Origin of the sequence: Streptomyces sp. DI166, assembly GCF_900091315.1 — a bacterium.
Lineage (GTDB): Bacteria > Actinomycetota > Actinomycetes > Streptomycetales > Streptomycetaceae > Streptomyces > Streptomyces fuscus.
Genome location: NZ_FLSP01000092.1, coordinates 19325 through 32975, shown reverse-complemented (window position 1 = coordinate 32975; position 13651 = coordinate 19325). Strand labels below are relative to the sequence as shown.

Annotated in this window: 12 protein-coding genes and 1 pseudogene; 7 read left to right on the top strand and 6 right to left on the bottom strand. The window is 70.0% G+C overall.

All coding sequences use genetic code 11. The annotated features are described in order from the left end of the window. The 3 genes from GA0115233_RS32510 to GA0115233_RS32500 form a co-directional block, all read left to right on the top strand. On the top strand, positions 1 to 715 hold a 715-nt coding region (locus tag GA0115233_RS32510), incomplete at its 5' end, for a sensor histidine kinase (RefSeq protein ID WP_255310430.1). A gap of 33 nt (positions 716 to 748) precedes the next feature. Continuing rightward, positions 749 to 1411 (top strand): response regulator transcription factor, encoded by a 663-nt coding sequence (locus GA0115233_RS32505; RefSeq protein ID WP_093723920.1) that lies wholly within the window; start codon positions 749 to 751, stop codon positions 1409 to 1411. A 52-nt stretch (positions 1412 to 1463) separates the two neighbouring features. Next, on the top strand, positions 1464 to 2915 hold the full coding sequence (locus GA0115233_RS32500) for a peptidoglycan D,D-transpeptidase FtsI family protein (RefSeq protein ID WP_093723919.1): 1452 nt from the start codon (positions 1464 to 1466) through the stop codon (positions 2913 to 2915). Between the two features lie 16 nt (positions 2916 to 2931). Here GA0115233_RS32500 and GA0115233_RS32495 read toward each other — a convergent pair whose 3' ends face one another. Beyond that, a complete protein-coding gene (locus GA0115233_RS32495) occupies positions 2932 to 4383 on the bottom strand; it encodes an NCS2 family permease (protein ID WP_093723918.1) in 1452 nt (483 codons plus the stop codon). A gap of 262 nt (positions 4384 to 4645) precedes the next feature. Between GA0115233_RS32495 and GA0115233_RS32490 the strand changes: the two genes are divergently transcribed. Together GA0115233_RS32490 and GA0115233_RS32485 are read left to right on the top strand one after the other, a co-directional pair. Further along, on the top strand, positions 4646 to 5212 hold the full coding sequence (locus tag GA0115233_RS32490; RefSeq protein WP_093723917.1) for a SigE family RNA polymerase sigma factor: 567 nt from the start codon (positions 4646 to 4648) through the stop codon (positions 5210 to 5212). Further along, positions 5209 to 6063: a hypothetical protein gene (locus GA0115233_RS32485; protein WP_093723916.1), complete on the top strand. Its 855-nt coding sequence runs from the start codon at positions 5209 to 5211 to the stop codon at positions 6061 to 6063. Before GA0115233_RS32490 ends, GA0115233_RS32485 begins: the two co-directional genes overlap by 4 nt. 105 nt (positions 6064 to 6168) lie before the next feature. On the opposite strand, the gene GA0115233_RS32480 is transcribed toward GA0115233_RS32485, so the two are convergent. Next, complete coding sequence (locus tag GA0115233_RS32480; RefSeq protein ID WP_093723915.1) at positions 6169 to 6372, bottom strand: Arc family DNA-binding protein; 204 nt, start codon at positions 6370 to 6372, stop codon at positions 6169 to 6171. Between the two features lie 28 nt (positions 6373 to 6400). Between GA0115233_RS32480 and GA0115233_RS32475 the strand changes: the two genes are divergently transcribed. Both GA0115233_RS32475 and GA0115233_RS32470 read left to right on the top strand, forming a co-directional pair. Then, a complete protein-coding gene (locus tag GA0115233_RS32475; protein ID WP_093723914.1) occupies positions 6401 to 7735 on the top strand; it encodes an RNA-guided endonuclease InsQ/TnpB family protein in 1335 nt (444 codons plus the stop codon). Beyond that, positions 7732 to 8561 (top strand): annotated as a pseudogene (locus tag GA0115233_RS32470) (pectate lyase). Before GA0115233_RS32475 ends, GA0115233_RS32470 begins: the two are co-directional and overlap by 4 nt. Before the next feature lie 208 nt (positions 8562 to 8769). On the opposite strand, the gene GA0115233_RS32465 reads toward GA0115233_RS32470, so the two are convergent. From GA0115233_RS32465 to GA0115233_RS32450, 4 genes are all read right to left on the bottom strand, one after another. After that, positions 8770 to 9882 (bottom strand): pectinesterase family protein, encoded by a 1113-nt coding sequence (locus GA0115233_RS32465; protein ID WP_093723913.1) that lies wholly within the window; start codon positions 9880 to 9882, stop codon positions 8770 to 8772. A 58-nt stretch (positions 9883 to 9940) separates the two neighbouring features. Continuing rightward, positions 9941 to 11260, bottom strand: coding sequence for a pectate lyase family protein (locus tag GA0115233_RS32460; RefSeq protein WP_093723912.1), 1320 nt, complete (start codon positions 11258 to 11260; stop codon positions 9941 to 9943). A 74-nt stretch (positions 11261 to 11334) separates the two neighbouring features. Then, positions 11335 to 12132 carry a rhamnogalacturonan acetylesterase gene (locus tag GA0115233_RS32455; protein WP_093723911.1) on the bottom strand — a complete coding sequence of 266 codons (798 nt, stop codon included), beginning with the start codon at positions 12130 to 12132 and terminating at the stop codon, positions 11335 to 11337. Between the two features lie 83 nt (positions 12133 to 12215). Further along, entirely contained in the window at positions 12216 to 13562 is a 1347-nt protein-coding gene (locus GA0115233_RS32450) for an ABC transporter substrate-binding protein (RefSeq protein WP_093723910.1), read from the bottom strand. Positions 13563 to 13651 lie beyond the last annotated feature (89 nt).

The window sequence follows — 13651 nt, the reverse complement described above, 5'->3', positions numbered from 1 at the left end:
GGCCGTCGCCGGGACCCTGCTCGCCCGCTGGGCCCCGGCGCTGCTCGGGCCCACCCCGGCGGACCGGCTCGCGGCGGCCGAGGAACGCGCCGCCGACCTGGCCGTGCGCAACCGGCTCGCCCGCGAGCTGCACGACTCCGTGGGCCACGCCCTGAGCGCCGTGACCCTCCAGGCGAGCGCGGCCCGCCGGCTCCTGGACAGCGACCCGGAGTTCGTCCGGGAGGCGCTGGCCGCGATCGAGGAGACCACGCGGCGCACGGTCGGTGAACTGGACGCCGTACTGGGGGTGCTGCGGGAGGACGACGCCCCCGGCAAGGCACCCGCGCCGACCCTCTCCGCCGACCTGGACGGACTCCTGCGTCGTACGCGGGCGGGCGGCCTGCGCGTGACGGCCCGGGTGGACACCGAAACGGAAGCACTGCCCCCGGTGGTGTCCCGGGAGGCCTACCGCATCGTCCAGGAGGGCCTGAGCAACGCGCTCAGGCACGGGGGCGACCGGGTCACCGTGGATCTGCGGATCGAGGTCGCGGACGGGTGCCTGGACATCACCCTGGAGAACCCCCTCGGCTCCGCCTCCCCGTGCCGCCCGGGCGGTGGCCACGGTCTGCGCGGCATCGCGGACCGGGCCCGGCTGCTGGGCGGTACGGCCGAGGCGGGCGCCGCCGACGGCGTCTGGCGGCTGCGGGTGCGCCTGCCGCTGCACAGAACCCCATAAAGCCCGCGAGACAGACCCCGCGAAAGGACCGGTATGACCCCCCGCCCACCCATCCGCGTCGTCCTGGCCGACGACGAGCTCATGGTCCGCACCGCGCTGCGCGCCATCCTCTCCGCCGAGGCGGACATGGAGGTCGTCGGGGAGGCGGCCACCGGGGCAGAGGCAGTGGCCGTGGTGCGGGAGCGGGCGCCGGATGTCGTGCTCATGGACGTGCGGATGCCGGAGATCGACGGCATCCGGGCCACCGAGCAGATCCTCGGCACGCTCGACGAGCCGCCCCGGATCGTGGTCGTGACGACCTTCGAGAACGACTCCTACGTGTACGACGCCCTGCGCGCCGGAGCCGCCGGGTTCCTGCTCAAGCGGGCCGACGCCGACGCCCTGGTGCAAGCCGTACGGCTGGTCGCGCGCAGCGACACCCTGCTGTTCCCGGCGGCCGTGCGCGCCCTCGCGGCCGAGCACGCGCGGGCGCACCCCGCGCCGCCGGCCTGGGTGGCCCGGCTCACCGGGCGGGAGAGCGAGGTGCTGCGGCTGATGGCCGCCGGGCTGACCAACGCGGAGATCGCTGGGCGCATGGAGGTCGGCCCGGCCACCGTGAAGTCCCACGTGGCGGCCGTTCTGGCGAAGACCGGCAGCCGGGACCGCACCCAGGCGGTGATCGCCGCGTACGAGGCCGGGTTCATGAACACTCGATGAGAAAGCCGCACAAGCGGAACGTTTCACCCCCGCCCTCCGTCCCTCCCATGGGATGAACAAGACGATCAGGCGCGCTTCCGTCTTCACGCTGCTCATGGTGCTGGCCCTGCTGGTCAGGGCCACCTGGGTGCAGTTCTACGAAGCCGGGGCGCTGGCGGACGACAACGACAACCGGCGGAACGCGATCGAGACGTACGCGGCACCGCTGGGGAACATCGTCGTGGCCGGTGAGGCGATCACCGGCTCGGCACGGACGAAGGGCAGCGATCTCGCCTTCAAGCGCACCTACACCGACGGCGAGCTGTACGCGGCGGTGACGGGCTACGCCTCGCAGGCGTACGCGCCGACCCAGCTGGAGGGCATCTACCGGGACCTCCTCAACGGCACGGACTCCCGGCTGAAGACCGTGCTGGACACGGTGACCGACAAGCGGGCCGACCCGGGCAATGTGATCACCACGATCGACCCGGCCGTGCAGAAGGCGGCGTACAAGGCGCTCGGCGACAAGAAGGGCGCCGCCGTCGCCATCGACCCGAGGACCGGGAAGATCCTGGCGGTCGCCTCGACCCCGTCGTACGACCCGTCCTCGCTGACCGACGCCAACACGGCAGGGGCCGCCTGGAAGAAGCTCAACGACGACCCCGACAAGCCGCTCACCAACCGCGCGCTGCGGCAGCCGGTGGCGCCGGGCTCCACGTTCAAGCTGGTCGTCGCCGCGGCGGCGCTGGAGGACGGGCTGTACGGCTCGGTGGACGAGAAGACCGACAGCCCCGACCCGTACACCCTGCCGGGCACGCGGACGGTGCTGAAGAACGAGAACGCGTCGGCGCCCTGCGAGAACGCCTCGATCCGGGTGGCGCTGCAGTACTCGTGCAACAACGTCTTCGCGAAGATGGCCTACGACCTGGGCCAGGACAAGGTGAAGGCGATGGCCGAGAAGTTCGGCTTCAACGACGAGGAGCAGGACGTGCCGGTGCGCGCGTACGCCAGCGTGTACCCGTCCGGCATGGACGACGCGCAGACCGCGCTGACCGGGATCGGGCAGTTCGACGTGACGGCGACGCCGCTTCAGATGGCGATGGTGTCGGCGGCGATCGCCAACGGCGGTGAGCTGGTTTCGCCGCACATGGTGTCCCAGGTGACCGACGGCGGCGGCGATGTGCTGCGGGACTACGACGAGGACGCGGACAGCGAGCGGATCGTCAGCGAGTCCACGGCCGAGGAGCTGCGCTCGGCGATGGAGACGGTGGTCTCCGAGGGCACCGGCACCAACGCGCGGATCGACGGCGCGACGGTCGGCGGCAAGACGGGTACGGCCCAGCACGGCGAGAACAACAGCAAGACGCCGTACGCCTGGTTCACCTCCTACGCCAAGTCCGGGGACCAGGAGGTCGCCGTCGCGGTGATCGTGGAGGAGTCCGGCGCGGCCCGCTCCGAGGTCAGCGGCAACGGGCTGGCGGCGCCGGTGGCGAAGGCGATGATGGAGGCGGCCCTCGACAGGTGAGGGCCGCCCCCGCGGGCTACTTGACGCCGAGGAGCTGCTCGATCGGGTCGATGGCGAAGTAGACCAGGAACAGGGCCGAGGTCCCCCACAGCAGCCAGTGGACCTCCTTCGCCTTGCCCAGCACCGTCTTGATCAGCACGTAGGCGACGAAGCCCGCGCCGATGCCGTTGGTGATGGAGTACGTGAACGGCATCACGGCGATGGTCAGGAAGGCCGGGATGGCGATCTCGTACTTGTCCCAGTCGATGTGCCTGACCTGGGTCATCATCAGGAAGCCGACGGCGACCAGGGCGGGCGCGGCGGCCTGCAGCGGGACGATGGTGAGCAGCGGGGTGAAGAACAGCGCGAGGGCGAACAGGCCGCCGGTGACGAGGTTTGCGAAGCCGGTGCGGGCGCCCTCGCCGACACCGGCCGCCGACTCGATGTAGGAGGTCGCCGAGGACGAGGAGGCGGCGCCGCCCGCGACGGCCGCGGCGCCGTCGATGAGCAGCACCCGGCCCAGGTGCGGGACCTTGCCCTGCTCGTCCAGGAGTCCGGCCTCGGCGCTGACGCCGACGACCGTGCCCATGGTGTCGAAGAAGTCGGAGAGCACCAGGGTGAAGACGAGCAGCACGACGGTGATGACGGTGGTCTCGCCGAACGCGCCGAACAGGCTGAACTCGCCGAGCAGTCCGAAGTCGGGGGTGTCGACGAGCTTGTCGGGCCACTCCGGTGTGGTCAGGCCCCAGCTCTTGATGTCGGCGATCGCGTTGATGACGAGGGCGACGGCGGTCATCACGACGATGCTGATCAGGATGGCGCCCTTGACCTTGCGGGCGAGCAGCCCGATGGTCAGCAGAACTCCGAGGCAGAACACCAGGATCGGCCAGCCCGAGAGGCTTCCGGTGCCGCCGAGCTGCACCGGGACCGTGGTGTTGGCCGCGTCCGGGATACGGGTGACGAAACCGGCGTCGACGAAGCCGATGAAGGCGATGAAAAGACCGATGCCGACGCTGATCGCCTGCTTGAGCTGCTGCGGGATGGCGTGCATGACGGCCTCGCGCAGCCCGGTGACGACCAGGACGCAGATCAGCAGTCCTTCGAGGACGACCAGGCCCATCGCGTCGTCCCAGCTCATCAGCGGGGCGATCTGGAAGGCGACGACGGCGTTGATGCCGAGGCCGGCCGCGAGCGCCAGCGGCAGGTTGCCGCCGACGCCCATGATGACCGTCATCACCGCGGCCACCAGGGCGGTGACGGTGGTGAGTTGGACCGGGTCGAGGGTGTCGCCGAACTTGTCCTTGGCGCTGCCCAGGATGATGGGGTTCAGGACAAGGATGTAGGCCATGGTGAAGAACGTGGCGAAGCCACCGCGTATCTCACGGCCGTAGGTGGACCCTCGTTCGGAGATCCTGAAGAAGCGGTCGAGGCTGCTGGTGGCCGGGGTTGGACCACTTGGCTTGTCGGCGGTCTGCTGGCTCTCGGACATGGCTGTGGCTCCCGTAGCGGAATGATCGGTGCGCGGATGCTGGCTGGATTGTTCCCCTGTTGAACCGAGTTCAGGTTTTCCCCGTGTTACGGAATCAGCGCAGTTCAAGCAAGGCCGAACCAGCCACCGTTCGAAGCCCCGTACGAATGAAGTACGCGCTTACTGCTACGCTTCCGCAATCTCGACCGGAAGATCGCCGGACGGCCACAGGTCCTCCACACGCCGGTCCTTGGCACCGACTCACAGGCAGGAGTAGTCGCCCGTGGGCACAGTCGTCGACGACGCAGCCTCCGCGGAGTTCCATGCCTTCTTCGAACGGCACTTCGCCGAACTCTCCCGCCTGGCACACCTGTTGACCGGCGAGGCGGACGCCGCCGACGATCTGGCGGCGGACGCCCTGCTGGCGCTGTGGCACCGCTGGGACCGGGTCCGCGCGGCCGACCATCCCGTCGCCTACGCCCGCGGCGTGGTCGCCAACCTGGCCCGCACCCGGATCCGCAGCGCGGTGCGCGAGCGGCGCCGGATCGCCCTGTTCTGGTCGCACCGCGAGGAGCGGACCGAGAACCCCGATGTCGCGGGCGTCGTCGATGTGCAGGAGGCGCTGCGTAGACTGCCGTTCCGCAAACGGGCCTGTGTGGTGCTGCGGCACGCCTTCGACCTCTCCGAGAAGGACACCGCGCTGGCCCTCGGTGTCTCGGTGGGTACGGTGAAGAGCCAGACCTCGAAGGGAATGGCGGAACTGCAGCGACTGCTCGGCCCGCAGGCCGCACCGCTCAGGATGCAGGCGGCGATGGCTCGCTCCGGCGACACCGCGGGAAGGGACCGATGACGATGCGGCGGGACGTGCACGACGAACTGCGCGCCCGGCTGCGGGAGGCGGCCGCGGCGCACGAGCCGGACCGCGAGCGGATGCTGGCCCGGATCGAGCGCGGTATGTCCGAGGAGGCCCGCCCCGACCACCGCGCGACCAGGCCCCCGGCGCTCGGCTGGCTGCGGGTGGCCGGGGCCACGGCGGCGGTCGCCGGAGTCCTCGCGGTGGGTGGCTACGCGGTGGCCTCGGCGGTGAAGGAGGACCCCCCGCAGCAGACCGTGGCCACCTCCCCCACGCCCACCCCGTCCCCGGACGCCACCAGCCGCGCCCCCCTCCCGCCGGACCCCACGCCCGATCCGACGCGGGCGCCCTCGAAGGAGTCCGGCAAACCGAGCCCGCCCGCCACCACGGCGCCGCCGACGCAGACCGCGAGGCCGCCGGCCGCGGGCGAGGAGGACGGCCCCCTGTGGTCGGACGGCTCGGTCGACCCGCACAGCAACGAGTTCTGGGCGCAGAGCAATGTCACCCTGAAGACCGACGAGAAGCTGACCGGGCTGACCGTCGAGCTGAAGGTGGCGCAGACCGGCGGGGTGACCTCCACCGGCGCCTGGCGCTCACTGCCCGAGGACGACTTCGAGCTGTCGGTCGGCGAGCGGGACGGCTTCCTCGTCTACACCTGGACCCTGAAGAAGGGCCGTACGGTCCCGGCGGGCGAGTGGGTGTTCGCGGGGCAGTACGACCACGAGCGCGGCGGCCGGGACGCGGGGGCCGACGGGTACACGGCGACCGCCCGCGCCGGTGACGAAGTGCTGTCCGTGGCGGGCGACTTCGCCCGGCACGAGGACGACGACTCCGGTGGCGGCTCGTGACCGGCTGAGAAATTTCCCGGAACGCGGCAACCCATTTCGCGCCTGCGGCAACCAGGCAGTGCAAGGAACACCTCCCCACCTTGTCTCCGGGCAGGGCCCGGTCCTTCAGGGCCGGGGTGAATGCCCGCTCCCGCGTAGCGGGGCAGGGGTAGCCGAATCGCCGTCAGGGCGATTCGGTGTCTCGGAGGATTCGACTGCGCGTCGCACTACGGCGACCAGCCAGGAGTTCAGGGAGCGGTCATCAGCGGCGGCGCGTGCCTTGGCAGCGTCGTACAGGTCGTCAGGAAGTCGAAGGTTCAGCTTGATCATGCATCAATTCTGGCCCTAGAGTGGGGCCATGTCGAGATTCCGGATGTACCCGACGCGCGAGCAGGAAGAGCAGATGCTCTTGCACTGCGCGCACGCCCGGTACGTGTGGAACCTCGCCGTCGAACAGCACTCACACTGGCGCCGGTGGCGCAAGTCCGCCCCCGGTTTCGCGGAACAGTGCCGCCAGCTCACCGAGGCCCGGCGTGAGAACGAGTGGCTGGGTGCCGGGAACGCGGACGTGCAGCAGCAGGCGCTCAAGGACTTCGCCAAGGCCAAGAACGCCCGCTTCACCTCGGGGTTCGGTGAGCCGACCTGGCGCAAGAAGTTCCGTCACGAGGGCTTTCGCGTCATCGGCACCGACCGTGTACCCGAGTGCAACGAGGACGGTACGCCGAAGCTGAACGCGAAGACCGGCAAGCAGGTCATGAGCCGGTCCGTCGTCATGCAGAAGCTCAACCGCAGGTGGGCGCAGGTGAAGGTGCCCGGCTGCGGCTGGGTCCGTTTCCGCCTCAGCGCCAAGGGCAAGAGCGCGGTGCTGCCCGACGCGAAAACGTTCCGCGTCACCTTCCGTAACGGCCAGTGGCACATCGCCTTCGCCGTCACCCCCGAGCCGACCCCCGCGCCCGGCACGGGCGAGGTCATCGGTATCGACCGGGGCATCAAGATCACCGCTGCACTGTCGGACGGCCGCACCCTCAACTGCCCGCAGCTCACCACCCGCGAGCGCGCCCAGATCCGCAAGCACGAGCGGCGCGCGGCGCGGGCGAAGAAGAGCAGTCCCGAGAAAGCGGCCGAGTACGCCAAGGTCGCCCGGCTCAAGGCCCGCGAAGCAGACCGGCGTAAGGACTGGTGCGAGAAGACCAGCACCATGCTCGCCCGCACCTACGACCTGATCCGCTTCGAGAAGCTGAACATCAAGAACATGACCCGCTCGGCGAAGGGAACCGTCGAGCAGCCCGGCAAGAACGTGGCGCAGAAGTCCGGCCTCAACCGGGCCATCCTCGCCCAGGGCTGGGGCCTGCTGCGGCAGCGCGCCGAGCACAAAGCACCCGGCCGGGTCGAAGACGTACCAGCCCCGTACACCAGCCTGCGGTGCAGCGCCTGCGGATGGATCGACAAGAACTCGCGCAAGAGCCAAGCCGAGTTCGTCTGTTCCTCCTGCGGCTTCACCTGCAACGCGGACACCAATGCAGCAACCAACGTCGCGGCAGGACAGGGCGGGATTCCCCGCCCCCGGCGGACAGCCGGTGCCGGAGGGACGACACCGCCCACACAGCGGTCGAACGTCCGTGAACCTCAGCCCACCTGGGTTGGAATCCCCCTCTTTAAGAGGGGGAGGATGTCAAGCAAGGAATGGGCATGACTGCACCAGCCGAACAGCGCGTCCGCCACCGCCGCGGGACCACCCGGCGGCGGGCCGTGATCGCCGGGGCCTCGGCGCTCGGTCTCACCGGCGCGGCGATCGTCACCACGACGATGCTGTCCTCCGCGGGCGCCGCCTCCTCCTGGCCCACCGCCAAGGGCAGCCAGGCCGTGAGCAGCACGATCAATGTCTCGGGCACCTTCGACAGCGGCTACAAGAAGTTCTACGGCACTGGCGCGCTCGGCGGCGACAGCCAGGACGAGGGCCAGGACCCGGTGTTCAAGCTGGCCGACGGCGCGGTCCTGAAGAACGTGATCATCGGCACCCCGGCCGCCGAGGCGTGCACTGCTCGGGCTCGTGCACGCTGCAGAACGTGTGGTGGCTGGACGTCGGCGAGGACGCGGCCACCTTCAAGGGCAAGTCCGCCTCGTCGGTGTACACGGTCTACGGCGGCGGCGCGAAGAACGCGGAGGACAAGGTCCTGCAGTTCAACGGCGCGGGCAAGCTGGTCGTGAGCAAGTTCCAGGTGGCGAACTCGGGCAAGCTGGTGCGCTCCTGCGGCAACTGCTCCACGCAGTACGAGCGCACGATCATCATCAACGACGTGGATGTCACCGCTCCGATGAACTCGATCGTCGGCGTCAACTCCAACTACGGGGACACCGCCGCGCTGCGCAAGGTCCGCATCCACGGCGACAGCGGCAAGAAGATCAAGACCTGCGTCCGCTTCCAGGGCAACAACACCGGTGCCGAGCCCCAGCAGATCGGTGTCGGTCCGGACGCAACGTCGTGCCTCTTCTCAGCGTCTGATCTGACGTACGACTGAGTTTCCCGGACCTGCTGGCCAGAGCCCCCCTCGGTCAGCAGATGAAGCGCCCCCGCCGGTGACGACCGGCGGGGGCGCCTTCCAACAGAATCCACCACCCCCACACAGGAGTGACGCACGGCACGGTGATCCCGGTGACGCGGGCCGAGTACAAGCGCCTGCTCGCGCTGGTGCCGACGCTGGAGTCGGCCGGCCCCGCACGCGGGCGCTAGCAGTCCTCCGTCCAGGGCTCCCAGTCCCCGAGCCAGGCCGCGCGGTGCGCCGACGCGGCCTGTTCGGCGGTGAGTTGGGGGCGGTTCTCCGGGACGGTGATCCGCGCTCCGGGGCCGGTGTTGCGGTACTCCGCGAACCGCTGCTCCTGCCAGGGGAAGGAGCTGGACATGTTGGCGTAGGGCGCGACCGCGTCGATGCCGGGGCCGAGCCAGGTGTCCCGGACGGTGAGCATAGGACGGGCCGTGGTGTCGGAACTGGGCACCCACGGCCGGGCGAGCTTGTAGTGGCCGTCCGGGGCCTCGCTGGTCACCCGGCCCCTGGTGACCAGGTAGCCGAGCGGGTTGGCGCCCGCCGTGGAGGGCGCGAAGACGAAACCGTACGGCGCCGACGCGAGGTCGGTGCGGGTCAGCGTACGGAAGTGGCAGTGCTCGAAGACCGCCGTGGCCCGGCCGAAGACGAAGTCGACGTCACCCTCGGCATAGCAGTGCGCGAAGTACTGGCGGGCGAAGACGGAGAGCGCGCCCGTGTCGGCGTACAGGGTGTCCTGGTGGCCGAGGAAACGGCAGTGGTGGAAGGCCGAGCGGTCGCCCATGACCTTGAGCGCGACGGCCTGGGTGCCGGTGACCCCGGGGTGGTCGGCGCGCAGCCAGTCGTTGGCGAAGGTGATCCGGTGGGCGGTGAATCCGTCGGCGCGCACGGTGGTGGTGGCCGAGCCGGAGGTGCCGTAGGTGCCGGAGCCGTCGGGCTTGGGGGTGCCGGCGGCGTTGTCGTACACGATGACGACGTCCCGCGGGTCGTCCCCGGCGCCGAGCCAGGTCATGTCGGTGCGGGTGGCGTCCACACTGACGGTCTCGCGGTAGGTGCCGGGCGCCAGGACCAGGGTGCGGGCGGTTCCGGTGGCCGCGGTGACGGCGGCCTGGACGGTGGTGTGGTCGCCGCGGCCGTGCGGGTCGACGTAGAGGGTGCCCGGGGTGAGGCGGGCGGCGGGTGAGCCGTAGCGGCCGAACGGGCGGCGGCGCGGGGCCGCCTGGGCGGGCGGGGCGGCGAGGGCGACGGCGGCTCCGGCGCCCGCCAGCAGGAAGCCCCTTCTGGACAGGGGGAGGTGCATGCGGTGCGCTCCTTCCGGGTGCGGCCGGGGCGGCGGCGCGCCCCGGCCGTGGCGGGGGTCAGCAGACGCGGCCGGCGCCCGCGCGGTGGTCGACGATGCCGGGGACGGCCTTCGGGTGGTCGACCTTGGTGCGCAGGCTGGGCGTCCAGCCCGCGCCGGACTGGAGGGTCTCGGCGGGGATCTCCGCGTTGTGGACGGCGATCAGGTCGGTGAGCCTGCCGTTGACGTAGTTGTGCTCGGCGGTCAGCGGCGCCTCGCTCCACTTCTTCAGCACCTTGCCGACACTGACGCCGGGCGCCAGTGTGAGGGCGTTGTGGCTGGCGTACAGCTGCGAGTTGGCGCCGATGCCGAAGACGTAGCCGAACTTCTGGCCCTTGGTGACGACGAAGTGGTTGTTGTACGAGTCGACCTGGCCGAAGCGGACCCGCGGCGCCCGCTCCACGATGCCCTCGAAGCGGTTGTGGTGGAGGGTGACCTTGAGCTTTCCGGTGTCGGTGGCGCCCGCGCCGTCGCTGTTGCCGATCAGCATGGTCTTGTCGTGGTCGTTGAACGAATTCCAGGACACCGTCACGTAGTTGGCGCCGCGCACCACGTCCAGCAGTCCGTCGTGCTGCTGGTAGACCTTGCCGAAGTACTCGGGCAGCGAACTGTCGGGATAGCGGCCGTCGGTGAGCGTGTTGTGGTCGATCCACACATGGGTGGAGCCGTAGACGACGACACCGTCGTACTCGGAGTTCCAGGCACCGGTCTTGTTGTCGTCGGTGGGGTCCCACTGCGGGAAGCAGTCGACGGGGGCCTCGATGGTGAGGTTCCGGACGATCACATTGTCGACGCCCTTGATCTGGAGGCTGCCGCCGCGGATCCCGGCGTCCCGGCCGACGCCCACGATGGTGGTGTTGGCGGGCACCTCGGCCTTGATCATCCGGTCCTGGTTGGCGGCGGACGCGGCCCGCAGATCCTCCTGCTCACCGCTGACCGGGGTGTCGTGGCCCCAGACTGCGGGGTCGTAGTCGGCGAGGTACTGCTGGAAGTCGTAGCCCTCGACGGCCAGCGCGTCGCAGCCCTCGGAGACGGCGTCGATCGCGCCCTTGACCTTGATGATGCGGGGCGCGGTGCCCTCCTCGGCGAGGGCGGCCTTGAACTCGGCCCAGGTGGAGACCGTGTACACGCGGTCCTTGGTGGCGGCCGAGCCGCCGGTGGTCCCGGCGCCCTCCGACGCCCAGCCGTCCCCGGCGGGGAGGACATCCCGCGCGGGGTCGTGGTGGTGCGGCCGGGCCTGGACCGCTCCGGCGCCGGTGATCCCGAGGACGAGCGAGACACAGCCGGCGAGTACGGCGGTTCTCTTCATGGCATGCCCATGCCATATCTGTGTGCGCATGAATGCGGCTCTCTTCTCTCAGAGGTGGGGATTCGGTTCGGCCGGGCCCCTCGGCGACGGGGCTCGGTTCGTGCTCAGGCCACGGCGTCGGGCCAGCTGATCCAGGACTCCGGGATCGCGTCCCCCAGCCGTCGTACGTCCCGTACGCGCAGTACCCGGGCGCGCAGCAGCTCCCGTGCCACGAGCCGCGCGACCTCGATGGCGCCGGGCGGGTTGAAGTGCGTGTTGTCCTGCTCGGTGGCGGTCCAGTTGAAGTACTTCTTGGTCTCCTCGACGCCCAGCGACTGCCACAGCTCCAGTGACAGCGCCTGGATGTCGAGCAGCGCGACCCGCTCCTGTGCGGCGAGGGCGCGCATCGCCGCCGGGTACTCGCCGTGGCTGGGGCGGGCGTTGCCCTCGGCGTCGAACCTCCGTCGCTCCACGGCGGTGGCCAGCACCGGCCGGGCCCCGCGGGAGCGGGCGCCCTCGATGTACAGGCGCAGGTGGTCCTGGTACGTGGTCCAGGGCTCGGTGTAACGGGTGGGGTCCTCGGTCTTCTCGTCGTTGTGCGCGAACTGGATCAGCAGGAGGTCCCCGGGCCGTACGGCCGCGAGCAGGGCGGCCAGCCGCCCCTCGTCCACGAAGCTCTTCGAACTGCGGCCGTTGACCGCGTGGTTGGCGACATCGAGCTGCCTGTGCAGGAAGAAGGGAAGGGCCATGCCCCACCCGGTCTCGGGCGCGGCGTCGGCGTATTTCTGGGCGGCGGTGGAGTCACCGGCGATGAAGACGGTCCGCCGGCGGTGCTCACCGGCGTGGGCGGTACCGAAGGTCAGGGGTACGGCGGCGGCGGTGACGAGAGCGGCACCGGCCACCTGTCTGCGGGTCAGCGACATGAGGCTGCCCTACTTTCTTGTCGTGGGCCGGGGGCGTGGGGGCCTGCGTGTGCAGCCCCCCACGGACAACGGGCCCCGGGCCGTCAGGACTTCTTCTGCTCGTTCCACTCGGCCTGCGCCTCGTTGAGCTGCTCGGCGACCGTGTCGAGGAAGTCCTTCGCGCTCATCTTCCCGAGCAGGACCTTCTGGAAGTTCGGCTCGTTGTCGGCCTTGGAGATGGTGTTCCAGTCCGGCAGGTAGTACGGGAGCTGGACGATGCTGGTGGAGCCGTCGTTCAGCGCGGCGGCGGCGAGCTTGGTGGGCTCGGCCTCATTGATCCAGGCGTCCTTCGCGGCCTCGGTGTTGGACGGGATGGCGCCCGCCGACTCGTTCCACTTCGAGTTCGACTCGTGCGAGGCGGCGAACTCGATGAACTTCCAGGCGGCGTCCTTGTTCTTGGAGCTCTTGAACAGGCCGAGCCCGTCGACCGGGTTGGACACCTGGACGCGCTTGCCGGAGGGGCCGACGGGCTGCGGGATGCCCCGGAACTTCTCGACGCCGAGCGCCTTCACATGGTCCTGGTAGGAGCCCAGGTTGTGGTTGAGCATGCCGATGGTGCCGGAGTCCCACTGCGCGACCATCTTGGTGAAGTCGTTGTTGAGGTCGGCGGCCGGGGTGACCTTCTTGTAGAGCGCCGCGTACTTCTCCAGCGCCTCGACGTTCTTCGGGTCGTTGAGGGTGGTCCTGTCGCCGTCCCAGAACTCGGTGATCCCGCTCTGCCCGTACATCGCGTCCAGGGCCTGCGCGATCGACCCGGCGCCACCGCGGATGGTGTAACCGAACTCGTTCTTGCCGGAGTTGGTGAGCTTCTCGGCCGCCTCGTAGAAGGCGTCCCAGCTCGTCGGCTCCTCCAGGCCCGCCTTCTTGAACAGGTCGGTGCGGTAGTACAGCACGCCGTTGTTGGCGGAGGTGGGGATCGAGTACATGTGCTCGTCGGAGCCGCCGGCCACCTTGACCGACGTGACCATGTCCTCGTTGAGCTTGCCGTTCAGCGAGGACTTGGCGAGGCGGTCCTCCACCGGTTCCAGCGCGTCCTGCGCGGCGATCCCGGCGAGCATCGCGGCTCCGACACCGCCGACGTCCGGGAGTCCGCCGCCCTGGATGGCGGTGTCGTACTTGGACTGCACCTCGGTGGCGGCGATGGGCACGTACTGGACCTTGATGTCCGGGTTCGCCTTCTCGAAGTCGGCGATGATCTCCTTCCAGATGTCGGTGCGGACACCGCCGTTGTTGTCCCAGAAGACGATCTCGCCCTTGCCGGAGCCCTCGGCCCCCTTGTCCCCTCCACCACCGCTGCCGTCGTCGCCGCAGGCGGTGGCGGTGAGGGCGAGGACGGACCCCAGGGCGACGGCCACGGCGGCGCGCCTGCTTCTACGGATGCTGATCTTCATTGGTCGGCTCTCTTCTTCTGGATGCTGCGAGTTGTGGAGTTGTGGGGGCGGTGGTGGCGGTGGTTCCGCCCGTCGCCGGCAAGCGCTTG

Excerpts from the sequence above, each read along its gene's own strand:
- GA0115233_RS32505 (WP_093723920.1), top strand. The coding sequence starts at position 749 with ATGACCCCCCGCCCACCCATCCGCGTCGTCCTGGCCGACGACGAGCTC.
- GA0115233_RS32500 (WP_093723919.1), top strand. The coding sequence starts at position 1,464 with ATGAACAAGACGATCAGGCGCGCTTCCGTCTTCACGCTGCTCATGGTG.
- GA0115233_RS32495 (WP_093723918.1), bottom strand. The coding sequence starts at position 4,383 with ATGTCCGAGAGCCAGCAGACCGCCGACAAGCCAAGTGGTCCAACCCCG.
- GA0115233_RS32485 (WP_093723916.1), top strand. The coding sequence starts at position 5,209 with ATGACGATGCGGCGGGACGTGCACGACGAACTGCGCGCCCGGCTGCGG.
- GA0115233_RS32480 (WP_093723915.1), bottom strand. The coding sequence starts at position 6,372 with ATGATCAAGCTGAACCTTCGACTTCCTGACGACCTGTACGACGCTGCC.
- GA0115233_RS32475 (WP_093723914.1), top strand. The coding sequence starts at position 6,401 with ATGTCGAGATTCCGGATGTACCCGACGCGCGAGCAGGAAGAGCAGATG.
- GA0115233_RS32465 (WP_093723913.1), bottom strand. The coding sequence starts at position 9,882 with ATGCACCTCCCCCTGTCCAGAAGGGGCTTCCTGCTGGCGGGCGCCGGA.
- GA0115233_RS32460 (WP_093723912.1), bottom strand. The coding sequence starts at position 11,260 with ATGCGCACACAGATATGGCATGGGCATGCCATGAAGAGAACCGCCGTA.
- GA0115233_RS32455 (WP_093723911.1), bottom strand. The coding sequence starts at position 12,132 with ATGTCGCTGACCCGCAGACAGGTGGCCGGTGCCGCTCTCGTCACCGCC.
- GA0115233_RS32450 (WP_093723910.1), bottom strand. The coding sequence starts at position 13,562 with ATGAAGATCAGCATCCGTAGAAGCAGGCGCGCCGCCGTGGCCGTCGCC.